Source organism: Sulfitobacter sp. (assembly GCF_036961165.1).
In the GTDB taxonomy this organism is placed as follows: domain Bacteria; phylum Pseudomonadota; class Alphaproteobacteria; order Rhodobacterales; family Rhodobacteraceae; genus Sulfitobacter.
In genome coordinates this window covers 127406-145748 of record NZ_JBALVJ010000005.1, presented here as the reverse complement: position 1 = coordinate 145748, position 18343 = coordinate 127406, and the positions used below count along the sequence as shown (strand labels likewise).

At 57.5% G+C, this 18343-nt stretch carries 15 protein-coding genes; 5 read left to right on the top strand and 10 right to left on the bottom strand.

The window, feature by feature from the left end; genetic code table 11:
• Positions 1–55: 55 nt before the first annotated feature.
• Both mfd and V7730_RS04750 read right to left on the bottom strand, forming a co-directional pair.
• Entirely contained in the window at positions 56–3523 is a 3468-nt protein-coding gene (gene mfd, locus V7730_RS04755) for a transcription-repair coupling factor (protein WP_335746440.1), read from the bottom strand.
• A gap of 33 nt (positions 3524–3556) precedes the next feature.
• A complete protein-coding gene (locus V7730_RS04750) occupies positions 3557–4084 on the bottom strand; it encodes a component of SufBCD complex (protein WP_335746439.1) in 528 nt (175 codons plus the stop codon).
• Between the two features lie 128 nt (positions 4085–4212).
• On the opposite strand from V7730_RS04750, the gene hemB reads away from it, so the two are divergent.
• A complete protein-coding gene (gene hemB, locus V7730_RS04745) occupies positions 4213–5211 on the top strand; it encodes a porphobilinogen synthase (protein ID WP_335746438.1) in 999 nt (332 codons plus the stop codon).
• On the opposite strand, the gene V7730_RS04740 is transcribed toward hemB, so the two are convergent.
• Positions 5212–5874: a transaldolase family protein gene (locus V7730_RS04740; RefSeq protein WP_335746437.1), complete on the bottom strand. Its 663-nt coding sequence runs from the start codon at positions 5872–5874 to the stop codon at positions 5212–5214.
• Positions 5871–6848 carry a carbohydrate kinase family protein gene (locus V7730_RS04735; RefSeq protein WP_335746436.1) on the bottom strand — a complete coding sequence of 326 codons (978 nt, stop codon included), beginning with the start codon at positions 6846–6848 and terminating at the stop codon, positions 5871–5873. Before V7730_RS04735 ends, V7730_RS04740 begins: the two co-directional genes overlap by 4 nt.
• A 397-nt stretch (positions 6849–7245) precedes the next feature.
• On the opposite strand from V7730_RS04735, the gene V7730_RS04730 reads away from it, so the two are divergent.
• Positions 7246–8418 carry an ROK family transcriptional regulator gene (locus tag V7730_RS04730; protein ID WP_335746435.1) on the top strand — a complete coding sequence of 391 codons (1173 nt, stop codon included), beginning with the start codon at positions 7246–7248 and terminating at the stop codon, positions 8416–8418.
• Positions 8419–8555: 137 nt separating this feature from the next.
• Positions 8556–9122, top strand: coding sequence for a YSC84-related protein (locus V7730_RS04725; protein WP_335746434.1), 567 nt, complete (start codon positions 8556–8558; stop codon positions 9120–9122).
• 64 nt (positions 9123–9186) lie between these two features.
• Here the strand turns inward: V7730_RS04725 and V7730_RS04720 are convergent, their stop codons facing one another.
• Complete coding sequence (locus tag V7730_RS04720; protein WP_335746433.1) at positions 9187–10101, bottom strand: NAD(P)-dependent oxidoreductase; 915 nt, start codon at positions 10099–10101, stop codon at positions 9187–9189.
• A 57-nt stretch (positions 10102–10158) separates the two neighbouring features.
• Between V7730_RS04720 and V7730_RS04715 the strand changes: the two genes are divergently transcribed.
• Positions 10159–12627 (top strand): penicillin acylase family protein, encoded by a 2469-nt coding sequence (locus tag V7730_RS04715; protein ID WP_335746432.1) that lies wholly within the window; start codon positions 10159–10161, stop codon positions 12625–12627.
• The gene (locus tag V7730_RS04710) at positions 12624–13190 is read left to right on the top strand and encodes an rRNA large subunit pseudouridine synthase E (protein ID WP_335746431.1); all 567 of its coding nucleotides are present in this window, start codon (positions 12624–12626) and stop codon (positions 13188–13190) included. The genes V7730_RS04715 and V7730_RS04710 overlap by 4 nt, the downstream gene beginning before the upstream one ends.
• A 6-nt stretch (positions 13191–13196) precedes the next feature.
• Here V7730_RS04710 and V7730_RS04705 read toward each other — a convergent pair whose 3' ends face one another.
• The 5 genes from V7730_RS04705 to trkA all read right to left on the bottom strand — a co-directional run bounded on the left by V7730_RS04705 (position 13197) and on the right by trkA (position 18243).
• Complete coding sequence (locus V7730_RS04705) at positions 13197–13601, bottom strand: DUF2177 family protein (RefSeq protein ID WP_335746430.1); 405 nt, start codon at positions 13599–13601, stop codon at positions 13197–13199.
• Between the two features lie 66 nt (positions 13602–13667).
• The gene (gene hflX, locus V7730_RS04700) at positions 13668–14966 is read right to left on the bottom strand and encodes a GTPase HflX (protein ID WP_335746429.1); all 1299 of its coding nucleotides are present in this window, start codon (positions 14964–14966) and stop codon (positions 13668–13670) included.
• Positions 14963–15202 (bottom strand): RNA chaperone Hfq, encoded by a 240-nt coding sequence (gene hfq, locus V7730_RS04695; RefSeq protein WP_114886916.1) that lies wholly within the window; start codon positions 15200–15202, stop codon positions 14963–14965. The genes hflX and hfq overlap by 4 nt, the downstream gene beginning before the upstream one ends.
• Positions 15203–15327: 125 nt before the next feature.
• Positions 15328–16857, bottom strand: coding sequence for a TrkH family potassium uptake protein (locus tag V7730_RS04690; protein ID WP_443070186.1), 1530 nt, complete (start codon positions 16855–16857; stop codon positions 15328–15330).
• 9 nt (positions 16858–16866) lie between these two features.
• Positions 16867–18243 carry a Trk system potassium transporter TrkA gene (gene trkA, locus V7730_RS04685; RefSeq protein WP_335746428.1) on the bottom strand — a complete coding sequence of 459 codons (1377 nt, stop codon included), beginning with the start codon at positions 18241–18243 and terminating at the stop codon, positions 16867–16869.
• Positions 18244–18343 lie beyond the last annotated feature (100 nt).

Below are 18343 nucleotides of genomic sequence, written 5' to 3'. Positions count from 1 at the left end.
CTATCGTCTCAATCATACAGCAGCGCCAAGGTCAGGGCAATTTTTAGAGGTGCCCTTAAGAGGCTTTCGCCTTCTTCGCGGCTTTCTCTTTGGCAACTACATGTTCGGCCAGATCGCGAGCGATGGCGAATGCCCCTTTGATCTTGTCCGCGTCAGTCTTCCAATCACGCCGCACGACGATCTTGTTTTCTTTGACCTTGGCCAAACCGCGTTGGTCCTGAAGAAACTGTACCAGCCCTTCGGGTGAGGCGAATTTGTCATTGTGGAACTGGATGGTGGCACCCTTTGGCCCGCCGTCAAGCTTGGCAATGCCTGCGCGTTTGCACATCGCCTTGATCCGAACAACAAGCATCAGCGTGTTCACCTCACGCGGCAGCGTGCCAAACCGGTCAATCAGCTCCGCTGCGAATCCTTCCAGCTCCACCTTGGTGGTCAGCTCTGACAGGCGGCGGTAGAGGCCAAGACGCACGTCAAGATCGGGCACAAACGCCTCAGGGATCAGGACAGGCACACCAAGGTTGATTTGCGGTGCCCACTGGCCGTCATCATCGACCACGCCCTCCAGCTCGCCTGAGCGGATCTTGGCAATCGCGTCTTCCAGCATGGATTGATATAGCTCGAAGCCCACATCGCGCATTTGGCCAGACTGTTCTTCGCCCAACAGGTTCCCTGCCCCGCGAAGATCAAGGTCTTGCGAGGCGAGCGTGAACCCTGCCCCCAACGTATCGAGGCTGCCCAAAACGCGCAGACGTTTTTCCGCCAGCGGCGTCAGCTTTGAACGTGGCTTCGTCGTCAGGTAGGCATAAGCTCGCGTTTTAGAACGGCCCACACGTCCCCTAATTTGGTAAAGCTGCGCCAGTCCAAACATATCCGCGCGGTGGATAATCATCGTGTTGGCCGTAGGAATATCCAGACCACTTTCCACAATCGTGGTGGCCAGCAGGATGTCATAGCTGCCATCGTAGAAGGCATTCATGCGGCCATCCAGTTCCCCCGCTGCCATCTGGCCGTGCGCCACGACATAGGTCAGCTCCGGTAGCTGCTCTTTCAGGAAGGCTTCGATCTCTGGCAGGTCACTGATGCGCGGCACCACATAGAAGGATTGCCCGCCGCGATAATGCTCACGCAGTAGCGCCTCGCGCAGCGTGATGGTGTCGAATTCAGATACATAGGTACGGATACTCAGACGGTCCACCGGCGGCGTCCCGATGATGCTTAGATCGCGCACGCCCGTCAGGCTTAGCTGCAAGGTGCGCGGAATCGGGGTAGCCGTGAGGGTGAGCACATGCACATCGGTGCGCATCGCCTTCAGCCGTTCTTTGTGGCTCACGCCGAAATGCTGTTCTTCGTCGATCACCAGCAGGCCGAGGTCTCTGAACTTGATGGTCTTGGCCAGCAGCGCATGGGTACCGATCACAATATCGACGGTACCTTTGGTGATCCCGTCGCGGGTAAGGTTCGCATCCTTGACGCTTACAAAACGGCTGAGCTGTCGCACTTCAATCGGGAAGCCACGGAAGCGTTCTGCAAAGGATTTATAGTGCTGCCGTGCCAGCAGCGTCGTTGGCGCAATCACAGCCACCTGCACGCCCGACATGGCTGCCACAAAGGCCGCGCGCATGGCGACTTCGGTCTTGCCAAAGCCAACGTCGCCCACGACCAAGCGGTCCATCGGTCTACCTGATGTCAGATCGTCAATGACATCCCCGATGGCTGAAAGCTGGTCATCGGTTTCCTGATACGGAAAACGCGCCGAAAATGCGTCCCACATGCCCGGCGGCGGCTCCAACACTGGCGCGCGGCGCAACGCGCGTTCGGCTGCGATGCGGATAAGCTTGTCCGCCATAAGGCGTATACGCTCTTTGAGCTTGGCCTTCTTGGACTGCCATGCCCCACCACCAAGTTTATCCAGCAGCCCTTCTTCATGGCCATATTTGCTGAGCAACTCGATATTCTCAACCGGTAGGTAAAGCTTTGATTGTTCAGCGTATTCCAGCACCAGACATTCGTGGGCCGCACCGATTGCGGTGATGACCTCCATGCCCAGATAGCGACCAATGCCATGGTCTACGTGAACGACCAGATCATTCGGCGTCAGGCTTTGAACTTCGGATAGGAAGTTCTCGGCGCGGCGTTTACGCTTGGGGCGTCGGATCAGGCGGTCGCCCAGCACGTCCTGCTCGGAGATAACGGTGAGGTCCTCCGTCTCAAAACCGTGCTCAAGCGCCCAGACGGCCATATGCAGACCGCGTTTGCCGTTGCGGGTGGCATTTGCGATAGGTATTGCCTCGGCCAGCCCTTCTTCCTCGATCAATCCGGTCAGGCGCTCGCGCGCGCCTTCGGAATAGCTTGCAATCAGCACAGGCCCAGTTTCGAGCTTTGCTTTAATGTGTGTTACTAAAGCCCCGAAAAGGCTTATAGATTCTTGCTGTCTCTCCGGTGCGAAATTACGCCCTATCCGCCCGCCAGCATCCACCACGCCAAGGCCCGTTGGCTGCGGCAATGGTGCCAGTTGCAGCACACGGCGGTCTCCGACTGCCGCCTCCCATGCTGCGTCATCCAGATAAAGACCCGTGGCAGGGGCAGGCTTGTACACGCTGTCCATCTTGGAGCGGATCCCCATGGCAATCTTGCGCGTCTCATATTGATCCGCCACGCTGTCCCACCGCGCCAGCCGCATCGCCGTCAGCTGGTCATCCAGTGTGATTGTGGCTTCAGGCAGATAGTCAAACAGCGTCTCAAGCTTGTCGTAGTAAAACGCCAGCCAATGCTCCGCACCTTGATGTTTGCGCCCTGCGCTGATCGCCTCATAGAGCGGATCATCGGTGCCTGCAGCGCCAAATTCGATGCGGTAATTCTGGCGAAAGCGGGTGATCGCGGCGTCATCCAGAATGACCTCGGAAACCGGCGCAAGCTCAACAATATCAAGCTTTTCTGTGGTGCGCTGGGTTGCTGGGTCAAAGCGGCGTGCGCCGTCCAGAACATCGCCGAACAGGTCCAGCCGCACAGGCCCCAGATCACCAGGTGGATAGATATCAATAATACCGCCGCGAACAGCATAATCACCCGGGTCCATCACTGTAGGACTTTGCACAAAACCCATGCGGACCAGAAACTCGCGCAGACCTTTTTCGTCTACACGTGCGCCCACCTGAGCGCTCCATGCGGCATCGCGCAGAACGTCGCGGGCGGGCACCCGCTGAGTCGCCGCACCCAATGTGGTGAGCAGAATGAACTGGCTTGGCATGCCATGCACCAGCCCTGCCAGCGTGGCCATACGCTGGGCCGAGATATCGGCATTGGGCGACACACGGTCATAAGGCAGACAATCCCACCCCGGGAAAACTACCACAGGCATCTGCGGCCCGAAAAAGCGCAGCGCTTCTTGCATGGCCACCATCCGCTTGTCATCGCGGGCAATATGCAAAACGGGACCAGCTGATTTAGCAAGCTCAGTCAACAGCAGTTTTGCGTCAAACCCTTCGGGGGCGCCGGACAGCGTGATATGTGTAGGTGATTTCATGTGAAGCGTGATGTGGCGCTTGGCGCGCTTGTGTCAACCGCCAAAGGGACCGACATTTAGGTTCTGGTACATCCCCCAAAGGGCAGTCACGAAAATCGCGATCATCCCGATGATCTGGGTGTACAGCCGGTGACGCATCAGGCGACGGCGCAACTTCTCTCCGCGTGCGTCTTCTTCCTGAATCAGGTGCGCTGTTGAAATGCTTAGCAAGCCCACCAAAGACAGCGGAACAGCGAGTAAGATCACGGCCTGCGAAAATTCGTTGCCATAAACAAAGCCAAGCATCGCCAGCATCGTCAGGAAAAAGCAGGCGAAGCCCGCAATCCACAAGCCGGACATCTGCGCGATGAACAAAAGGCGGTTGGTGTTGATCCGCACGAGGTCTTCCAGATCAATCTCGGTCTGGCCACCATGACGCTTGGCGCGCAGTACCATGTCAAATGGCACGCCGAGCCCGTAATGGCTGGTCGTCGACCATATAACAGCGAGCACAATCCAGAACCAGAGGTTCGAGAAAGAGCGCATGTCGATTAATTCAAAAAGGGTCTGGTACCAGTCCAAAGCAATGCTCGTTATTCACTTGTTACTTGTCATAGCGGGGCTTGTTGCGGATTCCTACCCCTTGAGACCTCTTGAGCATGGCAAAAATACATGACAGCTTCGTCCGACAATCTTAAAGGAAACCCGCCATGCAGCCGATCCAAGCCCCCTATCCCGCCACACGCCTGCGTCGCGTCCGTCAGAACGAAGGTATTCGCGGTCTGGTCCGCGAGAATTACCTCTCGGCGGCAGACTTCATTTGGCCTGTATTTGTGCGCTCGGGCGAAGGCATAGTTGAGGATATCCCCTCCATGCCCGGCGTCTCGCGCCGCTCGGTCGATAAGATAGTGGAGGTCGCACAAGAGGCGTGGGATTTGGGAATCGGCGCGCTGTGCCTCTTCCCCTACACGGGTCTTGAAGAACGCACTGAGGATTGCGCTGGTGCGTGGGATCGTGACAACCATGTGAACCGCGCGATCCGTGCGATCAAGGCGGTTCTGCCTGATCTGGTCATCATGACCGACGTGGCCTTGGATACCTATAATATCAACGGACACGACGGCTTTGTGGTGGACGGCGAGATCATCAATGACACCACCGTGCAGGCGCTGGTGAAAATGTCGGTAGAGCAGGCGCGCGCCGGCGCGGACATCATTGGCCCGTCAGATATGATGGACGGACGCATCGGCGCGATCCGTACGGGGCTGGAAGCGGAAGGCCATCAGAATGTGATGATCCTCAGCTACGCCGCCAAATACGCGAGCGCCTTTTATGGTCCGTTCCGCGATGCGGTCGGTGCCTCTGGCGCGCTGACAGGCGATAAGAAAACCTACCAGATGGACCCGGCCAACAGCGATGAGGCACTGCGCCTTGTGGCCCGCGATCTGGCAGAGGGCGCGGATATGGTGATGGTCAAACCCGGCCTACCCTATCTGGATATCTGTCGCCGTGTGAAAGACGCCTATGGGGCGCCGACCTTCGCCTATCAGGTATCGGGTGAATATAGCATGATCAAAGCAGCCGCAGCAGCCGGTATGATCGACGAAGAGCGCGTGATGATGGAAAGCCTAATGGCCTTTAAACGCGCCGGCTGTGACGGCATCCTGACTTACTTCGCGCCAGCTGCTGCAAAGCTGCTGCGCGGATAATCAGCTGGAGCTTATTGCTTCTTCAAATTCGGTGAATGCCTTGATGCTGTGAGGGGATGTGAGCAACTCCCGCGCCACATCCGGCGAGATGGTGAAGTGATCATGGCCCAAGTTGGCCAGCGTCACCATCTGCGCCGCTGATCGCAACGATGCTACCAGAACTTCGCAACGGCGCACGTCAGGTCTGTTCATCTTCTCCATAGCGGCCAAATGCGTCTCGGCGTCGATCCCCGCCTCTTTCATTCGGCCAAAATACGGCGATAGAAAATCGGTGCGCAGCGCTTTTGCGACGAACATCTGTTTCGCGTCATAGCAGGCCGTCATCAGGATGCGGCCGCCCAAGGCCTTGATCGCCGGCGTGACACGAATGGTTTCCTCGACCAGCGGGATTTTCACCACGATCTCAATCCCAGCAGCTTCACCCACCGCATACAGTTTTTCCGCCCAATCTACATACTCCTCTGCCGGTCCGTAGACCTGCGCATGAAGCTCCTTGGCGCCAAGTTCATGCGCTTTGCCCGCCATCTTGGACCAATCGATGCGCGCATACTCAAGGCCTGCGCGCTCTGCCAGCAGTGGATTGGTCGTGATGCCGTGAAACAAGCCCGTCGGCATCAGATCATCCCAAGCGTCGCCGTCCGCAGTATCGAGATACAGCTTCATGCAGCGCCCTTAATCAGCGCGGAATCAAGAGTGCCCAAACTTGGCGGATTGCAACCTTCTTGGGCGCAGTTAAGACAGGCCGCTTGAACGGCGCGGGTAAGCAGATTGTGCAGGACCTCGTCAGAAGCACCGTCTAATGCTTCAACGCTGAGGCGATCGTTTGCGCTTAGGTCTGCAACCAAAGTGGCCATAAAAGTATCGCCTGCGCCGATGGTATCCACCAGATTAGGCACAGGGGGATTTACGACGGTGCAGTGACGCGTTGCGGTCCAGCATTCTGCGCCGTCCGGCCCTTTGGTGAGCGCGACAAGGCCGGCTGTTGTTTGAGACATCAGCAGCGCGATTGCATCGGACTGTGACATGTCTGGATAGATCCAGTCCAGATCATCATCGCTGAGCTTGACGAGTGTTGCGGACCCCAACAGTCGCACCAGGCGCGCACGGTAGGCCTCGGCATCATCAATCAGGGATGCGCGCACGTTCGGGTCCAACGAAGTGGTGAGCCCGTTCCGTGCCGCACTGTGAAACGCCTCTTCCCACGCAACCGCGTCGGGCCCACTTGCGAAAGCCAGTGATCCCACGTGTATGTGTGCCGCGCTATCAGGCAAGGCTGCCATAATCGTTGCAGATGTCACCGCCCGTTCGGCGGTGTTGTCGCGGTGGAAAACATAGGTAGGCACACCTTTTTCCAAAGTCACCACAGCCTGTGTCGTAGCCTCATCACGCCGCCCACCCGCAAGGGTAACACCCTCGGCGTTCAGGTTCTGCGTAAGTTGCTCCCCATATTCGTCACGCGAGATGGGCGTCAGGTAATATGTCCGCGCACCCTGCCGCGCCATTGCAACTGCCACATTATAGGGTGACCCGCCAAGCTTGTGTGCAAAACGTTCCTGCCCGCTGGCTGAAACAGTCCGAACGCTGTCGATCAGGTTCTCCCCACCGACAGCAATGATTTTCTGGTCTTGAAGAGACATCAAAGGCCCTCGCTTATCGCAAACAATGCCGGATCAATTGCGCCACTATGAGGTGTCTGGCCCTAAGCCGCGTTCACCACATTATGGATCAATTTAACCGCTGTATTTTCCCGAACATTGCCACACCAGCTTTGGAGACGTGGCAATGTAGGTAAGTTAAAATGGCAGAGTAACCTAACTGTCAATGTATAAATCAATCAAGTTTATGTAATCATCTGGGCCACTTCGTATTGCAAGTCTGCTTAAGAAGCTCAAAAGTATTTCTCTGCAGGACTGTCGTTCGAGGCGATAATCTTTGCGCCGCACTATTCGCATGAGGGACACCGCCAGATCATTTGGCCAGACCAACTCTGCATACTTTGCCCGCGAAGCAAGAGATCAAAGAAGCAAATTAGAAATGCCTAAAGACGCAATCACTTACCAACGCGCACCAACCAGATCATATAACGAACGTTTGTTCATCGAATTGATCCGTAAAGCAGGCCAGATGAGTAAAGCGGAACTGACGCGGGCTTCCGGTCTTAGCGCACAGTCAGCGACCGTGATCGTGAACCGGTTGGTCGCCGAGGGGCTGCTTAGGGCCGGAACTTCAGTGAAGGGGAAGGTTGGACAGCCATCAACCCCTTATTCGCTTGATCCGGACGGGGCGCTGTCTATCGGTGTGAAGGTCGGGCGCCGCTCGCTTGAAGTGGTCAGCATGGCCTTCGATTATACCATCATCAGGCGGACGGTACGCCGCTATGAGTTTCCCCAACTCGAAACCATTCGCCAAGATTTGATGGTTGCGATTGCAGAACAGTTGGACGACCTAAGCTCTTATCGAAAGGCCCGTGTGGTCGGGATCGGCATTGCACGACCGGATGACCTGAGCGCGTGGGAAGAGACCGTTGGCGCGCCTAAAGGGGCCATGGCCGGCTGGGCGCAAGCGGATCTGTCAGGCGCACTGAGCGCTCAGTTCAACCTGCCCGTCCGCACACTCAACGATGCCTCAGCCGCTTGTCTGGCAGAGATCGCTGTGGGCAACAGCGCGCGCCACGACACCTTTGCTTATTTCTATATAGGCACCTTTATTGGTGGTGGCATCGCGCTGGGTGGCAGGCTTTACAACGGTCGGCACAATCTGGCCGGCTCCTTCGCCTCGACCCCAAAGGGGGCCGTGACCCATGGGATTGCTCCACAACTGTTGGAAAGGACGTCGCTGCGCCATCTCGAACAGCAGGCGTTGGCCGTTGGCGTTACAATGGACAGCTTCTACAAACCCGCCATGCTAGAACCGAAGTCCAAAGAGATATTCAACAAATGGCTTGAGGAGGCCGCGCCGCAGATCGCCTTCGCAGCAGTTTGTGCACAGGCCTTCATTGATCCGGATGCCATCGTAATCGATAGCAGCCTATCCCCTGCCCTGACGCTTGAACTAATCAACGCTGTCGAAACGGCGATTGCCACCCTTTACGACAAACGAGGGCTGGCACAGGTGAAGGTTGTGGCTGGCGAAAATGGTATTGCTGCACGGGCGATCGGCAGCGGGATATTGTCCTTTTTGTCCCAATTCGGGTTGGAGCCAACGTAAAGCCAATCATCCGTCGCACAGCATCTTTTCGCCAATTTCACCCAAAGGCGATGACATCCTGCGAAAACCCGCTTATAGTTCCGGTTAAGCTGGAAAAAACTGGCAAATCGAGCAGTGTAACGAGACAGGCAAATCATATGACCCATTCTATTCTTACGCGCCGCGCATTTGCGTTGGGCGCGGTTGCTGGCACCAGCACTTTGGCCGCTTGCGGGAACGGTATCGGCTCCGGCGGCGCTGGCACAATTGATGCGCGCGTCAGCAGGACGCTCGAAGAGATGTACCGGACGTTCCCCAACACCCGAACCCTTGCAGATAAATCCAACGGCATGCTCGTGATGCCGCTGGTGACCGAGGCTGGCCTTGGTCTGGGCGGCGCTTACGGGCGCGGCGCGCTGCGGGTAAACAACGTATCTGTGGACTACTACTCGGTGACTAAAGCAACGGGTGGCTTGCAGATCGGTGCGCAGCAATATGCGCATGTGTTGTTCTTCATGACAGATGATGCACTGAGCAGTTTCCGCCGCTCGCCCGGTTGGGCTGCGGGGGCCAACGTTGAATATGTGATCTCTGACCGCGGTGACAGCGTAAGCGCGGACACAAACACAGTGCTGTCCCCGGTTCTGGCTGTTGTTTTCGGGCGCGCAGGTCTGCGGATCGGTGCCACTCTTGAGGGCAGCAAATATACGCGGATCATTCCTTAAGTTTCATGCAGCACCGCCCGAGGGTGGTGCTGCATCCTATCATGTTTGACAGATATATTCTGTCTCAGCCCATCTTGCGCAAGCGCTGGATAAGGCTTGAAGTATCCCAGCGGCCGCCACCCAGTTTCTGCACATCCTTATAGAACTGGTCAACCAGCGCCGTAATCGGTAGGCTTGCGCCAGTCTCATCCGCTGTATCGAGACAAATCCCCAGATCCTTGCGCATCCAGTCCACGGCAAACCCGTGATCAAAGTGATCGTCGAGCATTGTTTCGTAGCGGTTGGCCATCTGCCAGCTGCCCGCAGCACCCTGACTGATCACCTCGACCACCGCGCGACCGTCAAGGCCGGCTTTCTCGGCGAAATGCAGCGCTTCGGAGAGGCCCTGCACCACGCCTGCGATGGCGATCTGGTTGCACATCTTGGTCATCTGGCCCGCACCGCTGTCCCCGATGCAGCGGCAAATCTTGGAATAGATCTCCATCACAGGCAGGGCGCGATCAAATGCGCCTTGATCTCCGCCGCACATGATCGACAGCTGCGCGTTCTCGGCACCGGCTTGACCGCCAGAAATCGGCGCGTCGACAAAGCTGATCTGTGCAGCGTCCGCTGCGGCATGAAGCTCTCGGGTGACGGCGGCGGACACTGTGGTGTGATCGACAAAGACCGTGCCGGTCTGCATTCCTGCAAACGCACCATCCTCGCCCAAACAGACCGACCGCAGATCATCGTCGTTGCCCACGCAGGACATCACGAACTCTGCCCCTTCGACAGCCTCGCGCGGAGTAGCAGCAAAAGCCCCACCATAGGTCTTCGCCCAGCTTTCCGCTTTGGCCGTCGTGCGGTTGTAAACCGTCACCTTATGACCTGCTTTTTGAAGGTGCCCCGCCATAGGAGCCCCCATCACGCCCAGTCCTAAAAACGCCAGCTTCGCCATGTGCTTTTCCTTACTATGATGTTGCGCTATTGCTGCGCACATACCTATCACCGTGGCCCGCAGGGTCAAACACGGTAAGGGTCGGTTTCGGAGGGTATTATGGCTTTGGTTTTTCGCTGGCTTATTCGGCTTGCAGCGGCGTTGCTGGTGTTAAGCGTGCTGGTTGTGACCGGTGTCTACTGGCTCGCGTCACGATCATTGCCTGATTATAACGCAGAAATTGAGGTCCCAAACCTTGAGCGCCCCGTCGAAATCGTGCGCGACAACGCCAATGTACCGCATATTTTTGCGCCCAAAGACGAAGATGTGTTCTTTGGCCTCGGATTTGCCCACGCGCAGGACCGTTTGTGGCAGATGACCACCATGCGCCGCACTGCCCAAGGCCGTCTGTCAGAGGTCTTTGGTGCCGCAACGCTGGACGTGGACAAGCTGCTGCGCCGCCTTGATATCTATGCGTTATCTCTCGCCTCGATGGAGGCGCTGGACGACAGTACCCAAAACGCTTTGCGCGCTTATGCAGCCGGCGTGAACGCGCGTCTTGACCAGATTAACTCCGATGCGTTAGGCCGTGGCGCGCCGGAAATGTTCCTGTTCAATGCCCCGATGGCGCCTTGGCGGCCGGCGGATAGCATCGCAATCGTCAAACTGATGGGCTTGCAGCTGTCGGGTCATCTGGACGCAGAAGTGATCCGCGCACGCGTCTCGCTGGCGCTGCCTGATACATCGAGACTGCGCGACATACTGCCCGACGCGCCCGGTACCGGTGTGGCCGCCCTGCCCCAATATGCCAGTCTCTTTCCCGGTGTGCCGCGATTTGCGCAGACGGAACCCTACAGCGCGCATCCACTGTCGCCCTTCAAACGAACTGTCTTTGCAGGCGCATCAAACGCATGGGCAGCGGCACCGTCCCGCTCTGCCTCTGGCGGCACCTTGTTGGCGAATGATCCACACCTTGGATTTACCGCGCCGGCGATCTGGTATCTGGCACGGCTTGAGTTGCAATCAGGTGGTGTGATCGGGGCGACCATCCCCGGCATCCCAGTCGTGCTAAGTGGCCGCTCTGCCGATCTGGGCTGGGGGCTAACATCGTCGTATCTAGACGATCAAGACGTCTATATCGAAGAGCTGAACCCGGCAAACCGCGAGGAATATCGCACGCCGGACGGCTTTAAGAGGTTTGTCAAACGTGCCTCGATCATCACGGTCAAAGACCTTGATCCAGTCACCCTGACTTTGCGCTGGACTGACAACGGACCCGTCCTTCCCGGTACCCATTACAACCTTGCCTCGATCACCCCGCCTGGTCACGTCGCCTCGGTCAATTGGACGGTGCTCAGCCCGAATGACACCACTATGCAAGCGGCGATTGAGCTGATGCGCGCCAAGACTATCGCGGACGGGATTGCGACTGCCGAACGCTTTATCGCGCCCTCCCAGAACCTGACGTTGGTGGATCACGAAAACATCGCCATGAAGACCATTGGTGCAGCGCCCAAACGTGATCCGAACCACCAAAGCAAGGGCCGTATGCCCAGCCCCGGCTGGATCGCTACGAACCGCTGGCAAGGGACGCAGCCGTTCAGCTCCAATCCTGGATTTGTTGCCCCTGCCGGCGGGATATTGGGCAACACGAACAACAAGATGGTCGATCGCCCCTTCCCCAATCATGTTTCCTTTGAGTGGGGCGATACGCAGCGGGTGCAACGCTGGCAGCGCCTGATGCAAGGCCGTCAGGTCCATACCCGCGACAGCTTTATCGAAGCCCAGCTCGACACTGTCAGCTTCACAGCACGGTCGTTGTTGCCGCTTATCGGGGCCGAGCTTTGGTTCACCGGAGAAGCCGCCCCTGAAGGCACACCCGAAGCGCTGCGCCAGCGCGCGCTCGGCTTGCTTGCCGGTTGGTCGGGCGAGATGAACGAACATATGCCAGAGCCGTTGATTTACGCCACATGGCTGCGCGCGCTTCAAGACCGCCTTATCCGCGACGAGCTTGGCCCGCTCATAGCCGAGTTCACCCACGTAGAGCCGCTTTTTATCGAACGCGTCTTCCGTAACGTAGAAGGTGCGAACGCGTGGTGTGACGTGTTCCAGTCCGCGCCGGTAGAAAGCTGTGCGGATATGGCACGGCTCGCATTAGATGACGCGCTTCTGCAAATTTCTCAGGATTACGGCACCGCACTGGAATCGCTGCGCTGGGGTGATGCCCATCAGGCCACCCATGACCATCCTGTGCTGGGCGATGTGCCGCTGCTGCGTTATTTCGTGAACATCCGGCAAAGCACGTCAGGCGGTGATCACACGCTGATGCGCGGGCGCACCAAGGGGACGGACCCTAATCCATTCCTCAACGTGCACGGCGCGGGGTATCGCGGGGTCTATGACTTTGCCGATCCTGACAGTTCGGTCTTTGTGACCTCCACGGGACAGTCCGGCCACTTCCTCTCACGCCACTATGACGATCTGGCCCAGATGTGGCGGCGCGGTGAATATATACCCATGTCACTGGATCAGGAGCTGGCGCGTGCTGCTTCTGTCGGCGTGACCCTGTTGATCCCGCAAGCACCATGAGCAGTCGCGTCATCCTGTTTAATAAGCCCTACGGCGTGCTGTCACAGTTCACCGATAAAGGCACCGAAGGCTCCCCGCGTCCGACCTTGTCGGGTTTTATTGATGAGCCTGGATTCTATCCTGCTGGACGGCTGGACCGTGACAGCGAGGGGTTGATGGTCCTCACCGATCACGGCCCGTTGCAGGCCCGCATTTCGAACCCGAAGTATAAACTGGAAAAAACCTATCTGGTACAAGTCGAAGGCACGCCTGACGAAAAAGCGCTAGATGCGCTTCGGCGCGGTGTGACACTGAAAGACGGAGTAACGCGTCCCGCACGCGCCGATGTGGTTGATCCGCCTGATACGCTTTGGGAGCGCGATCCGCCCGTGAGGTTCCGCAAATCCGTACCTGATGCATGGCTGCGGATCACAATCTCGGAGGGGCGCAACCGTCAGGTGCGGCGGATGACAGCGCATGTTGGTCTGCCCACCCTGCGCCTGATCCGCATGCAGGTCGGAGACTGGGAGCTCAACCAACTCCATCCGGGTGCGTGGCGTTTTGCCTCTGCAACGGGTGCTTAAGTCTGCTTAGCTCACCACAAGCCGTGCAATCGCCACGCCAGCCGTGGCCGAAAAACCTGTCAGGAATGTTCCCCACGCCAGATCTGTGATCACGAGCGTTGCCGTCCAGTCCTTGAGGATCGCGTAGTTGGTGAACTCATACGTGCCGTATGCTGCCGCCCCGATCAGCGCTGCCGAACCGAACACCCATAGCAGCGATTTATCGGCAGTTAACGCAGGCCACGAGACGAACCACATCACAACAAATACCAAAAACGCATAGAACAGGAACGCTGGTATCACGCGGAAATTCTCCAACATCAGCGGCGCTATTGCACGCATGAACAACGGCTTGATGACGTAGCTCAGGCCAACAAAGTCGACGGCCAGAAAGACAAGGAAGGTTGCAACATAGGCAATGGCATAAGACATCTGATTTCTCCGCAGGATTACTTAGGCCTTCATATGGAGCGCCGGTGCCGGATTGCGAAGAAATACTTACAGCCGCTGGTAGGCCCTCTCAACATCAGCGGACCAACGCACAGTCAGGTCAAAGCCTTCCTCGGTCTGGGTCTCTGACATCACCACATCGTGTGAAAAGAGCCACGCGCGCTTGCGCCCATCGGCAAAGCCGAGCGAAAGCTCTGCCGTGCGCAGCGCCCCCTGAAGCGCCTCTGCCACCGTGGTTTGAAGCGCATCAAGCCCCTCACCCGTTATGGCCGAAATTGCCAACACGTTTTCGTCCCGCGCCGCACGTTCTCGCATAGCGTTGGCTGCATCGTCTGACAGCAGATCAAGCTTGTTCCAAACTTCGAACGTGCGCGTTTCTTCCGGCACGCCAAGGGATTTGAGAATGTCGCGCACATCGTGCGCCTGCTCTTCAGTCTCTGCGTGGGAAACATCGCGCACGTGCAGAATGATATCCGCCGCCAACACTTCTTCAAGGGTGGCGCGGAAGGCCGCGACCAGCTCTGTTGGCAGATCGGAGATAAATCCAACCGTATCGCTGAGGATAATCTCGGGACCGTCGAGCAGTTCAAGGCTGCGCATCGTCGGGTCGAGCGTGGCAAAGAGCATGTCTTTGACCAAAACATCCGCTCCGGTCAGCCGGTTGAACAGCGTCGATTTACCCGCGTTGGTGTAGCCCACCAACGCGACAATTGGATACGGAACCTTCGCGCGGGCCGCACGGTGCAATGCGCGGGTTTTAACGACCTTCTCAAGCTGGCGGCGCAGACGGACAAGCTGTTCGTCAATCGCGCGGCGGTCAGCCTCGATCTGGGTTTCACCGGGACCACCCACAAAGCCAAGGCCACCGCGCTGACGCTCAAGGTGGGTCCAAGCCCGCACCAGACGCGTGCGTTGGTAATTAAGCGCGGCCATCTCGACCTGAAGCACACCTTCACGGGTCGCGGCACGGTCACTGAAGATTTCAAGAATAAGGCCGGTCCGGTCAAGCAGTTTGACGTTCCATGCTTTTTCAAGATTGCGTTGCTGTACAGGGCTTACAGGACCGTCGACCAGCACCAGCTCAATCTCTTTATCGTGTAGAATCTCACGCAGTTCGTTGATCTTACCAGAGCCGAACAGATGACCGGCATTAACAGTGCGCAGCGGCACAACGTCAAAGCCGAGAACCTCGATGTTCGGCAAAGCCTCTGCCAAAGCGACGGCTTCTTGTAATGCCGGACCGGCGTTACGCCGGTCATTATTATTTTTGATGTCAGGATGCAGGACCCATACGCGTGTTTTCGCTGGGCCGTCTGTCTCGTCAATCTGGAATTGTTCTTTGCTCAAGAAGCCTCTTCGCCCTCATACAAGCTGATAGGCTGGCTTGGCATGATGGTAGAAATGGCGTGCTTGTAGACCAATTGCGATTGGCCATCGCGACGCAGCAGAACACAGAAGTTATCAAACCAAGTGATCACACCTTGCAGTTTCACACCGTTGATAAGGAAAATTGTCACGGGTACTTTTGTTTTGCGTACGTGGTTCAGGAACGCATCCTGAAGGTTCTGTCTATCAGACGCCATAGTTTGATCTTTCATTTTTTCTTGTCTTTTGCCGCAGTCGGCCTGTCCCAAGGGACTATGAAGTGCCTCTATAGAAGTTTCCACCCCCAAAATCAGGCATTCGCGTACCACCTTGTGACCCCGTGTCAGCTACGCCACAGATCAGGTGTGAGCAAAGCGATGATCGCCAAAGTCTCAAGCCGTCCCAAAACCATGGCACCTGCCAATATCGCCTTTGCTGTATCGCTCAAAGACATCAGCACAATTGGTGCCTCGCCGCCCACCTCGGTGAGAGGGCCAGTGGTTGACAACATCGCAATGGACAGCACCAGAGCATCATCAAATGTCACTCCTTCAAGCGTGAGGGCCATGGTAACGCCAGCAAAGGACAAAGCAAAAAGCATGAAGAAAATCCATGCAATAAAGGCGCCGCCGGATTGCAAACGGCGTCCCACCACGCCAGCACCCGAGACAGAGTGCGGATGAACCAGCCGCTCCATCTCTCGGACCGCGTTACGATAGAGCGCATAAACCCGCAGCAGTTTTACCCCCCCCGCTGTTGTGGCAACACCGCCGCCGACCAGCGCAAGCCCCATGAGGATCAGACCCGGTGTGCCAAGGCCGGACCAACTTTGTGTCTCGCTCCAGAAGGCTGAAACGAAACCGGTGGTGGATAAGAACGAGAGCACGGTAAACAGAGATCCCCACAGCGCGCTGAACGCCGATCCAAACGTATTGGTGCTGTCGAGGTCGAAGGCGCCGACAAAATGGCGCCCAAACAAGACCAGTGGTACCAATATCACAATACCTAGGCCGATGCGGAATTCGGGATCTGTCCGTAGCCCTCCCTGAGTCGCCGTCATGGTGTCCGAGGTGAACGTTAGCCGTGACAGCGCAAAGAGCATGAACATCGCCATGATGACTTCTCCGATAAACCCGCCACCCGGGGCTGAACCGGCCGCTGAGATGCCCGAAGTCGCCATGACAGACATCGCATAACACAATGCATTCAAACCGCTCTGTCCCGTGATCGTCAGCAGCGCCCAAAGGACCATGGTCAAGCCAGCATAGAGGGGCGCGAGAGTTTGCAAGGCACGCCCGATCTTTGCGCGAGCGCTAACGACAGTGGTGCTATGCAGGCCGGTTTCACGTCGGCCCGGTTCGGCCTGAGCTGTAACCTCAAACCCTCCAAGATTAAGCGGCGCAAGGATCGCCACAGCAGCCACCCACATCAGCAGCCCGCCCATCCAGCCCACCTGCGCGCGCCACAAATGCAAAGCGGGGCCAAGGCGTGTGGGATCATCAAATAGCGTAGCCCCTGTAGTGGTAAAGGCGCTGAGCATCTCGAAATAGGCGTTGTAGAACCGCGTTGTTGGCAGCGCTTCAACAAAGGGAATGGCAAAAATGACGGGTAGAAAAACAAAGGCCGAGAACAGCGAAAGCAATGGCCCCAACGCGCCGTGGCGCGGTGCGCGGCCAGCGTGGGCTACACCGATCAACAGGAAGGTGACTGTGCCCAGGAGGCCGGCATAGAAGAACGCCTGACTGGTTTCATGCCGGTCCGCGACGAGCGCATAGGCTGCCGGTACAAACATTGAAAAAGCACCAGCCCCGAACATCAGCAAAAACAGCGGCAGCTGTGTAAGATCGTGTCGTATGCTGCTTTTGCGTTTCACGCCATTTGCCTAGAAAAAGTCGATGGAGACCTGCATCAGCTGTTCAAGCTGTGCGACATCCTTCGCCAAAACGAAAACTGCGATCACATCGCCCTCTTCAATGCGGGTATCACCCATAGGACGGATAATCTTATCCCCCTTGCGCACGGCCCCCAAAAGCGCGCCTTCGGGAAAGTCGATCTCGTGGATCTTCTTGCCTGCTATGGGCGAGGTGGAAAGCACTTCGGCCTCGATCACCTCAGCCTCTGCATCGCCAATTGAGTAAACTGCGCGCACGCGACCGTGGCGGATGTGGCGCAGGATCGAACTTACCGTGGTGGCACGCGGGTTGATATAGGCGTCAATGCCCAAAGGCTGCATCAGTGGTACCAGCGTCGGATCGTTGATCAGCGCGATGACATACGGACAGCCTTCGGCCTTGGCGCGCACACAAGCCAGCATGTTGGTCTTGTCGTCATCGGTCACAGCCAGCATGGCATCAGCGCGGCCGATGCCCGCTTCGGCCAGCAAGGCGGCATCCAGCCCGTCACCGTTCAGGACAATCGTGCGCTCCAGCGCCTCGGCGGCGCGCTCGGCGCAAACGCGGTTCTTCTCAATTACTTTGGCGCGCACCCGCTTCGCACGCCGCTCAAGTGTCAGCGCGACGGAAAGGCCCACGTTACCGCCACCCACCAGCACCACTCGCTCTTGGGAGGCAGACTTCTTGCCAAAAATCTCCATGGTCCGAGAGATGTCATCACGGTGCACAAACAAATAGGCATCGTCACCGGCGAAAAGCTGGTCCTTCGGCTCTGGTGCAAACAGCGTGCCATCGCGGCGGACGCCAACCACCACCGCGCGCAACGTCGAGAACAGATCGGTCAACTGGCGCAATGGCGTGTTCAGGACGGGGCAATCTGCATCAAGCGTGATACCCAAAAGCTGCGCATGGCCATCCATAAAGACTTCGGTATCAAAAGCGGCTGGTGCGGCAAGGCGCTGAAGGGCAGCGGCTGCGACTTCGCGTTCGGGGCTAATAACCACGTCGATTGGCAGATGGTCGCGGCGGTACAGATCCGAGTAGATCGCATCAAGATAGGATTGCGAACGCAGGCGCGCGATTTTGCGGTTGATGCCGAAAACCGAATGGGCGACCTGACAGGTCACCATATTGACCTCGTCCGAATGGGTGGCGGCGATGATCATATCCGCATCGCGCGCACCGGCACGGTCCAGCACGTCCGGATAGCTGGCAAAGCCGGCGACGCCTTGCACATCAAGTGTATCGGTCGCGCGGCGCACCAGATCGGTATTGCTGTCAACCACGGTGACATCGTTCCGCTCACCCGACAAATGGCGGGCAATCTGCCAGCCGACCTGACCTGCGCCGCAAATGATGACTTTCATGGTTTGGAGATCCCCTGCTGGGTCAGTCGGCACAGATTACGCCGCCGACACGCCTGTGCCTGAATGCGCCAACAAATGTCAGAACCCGCAGGCGTGGTCA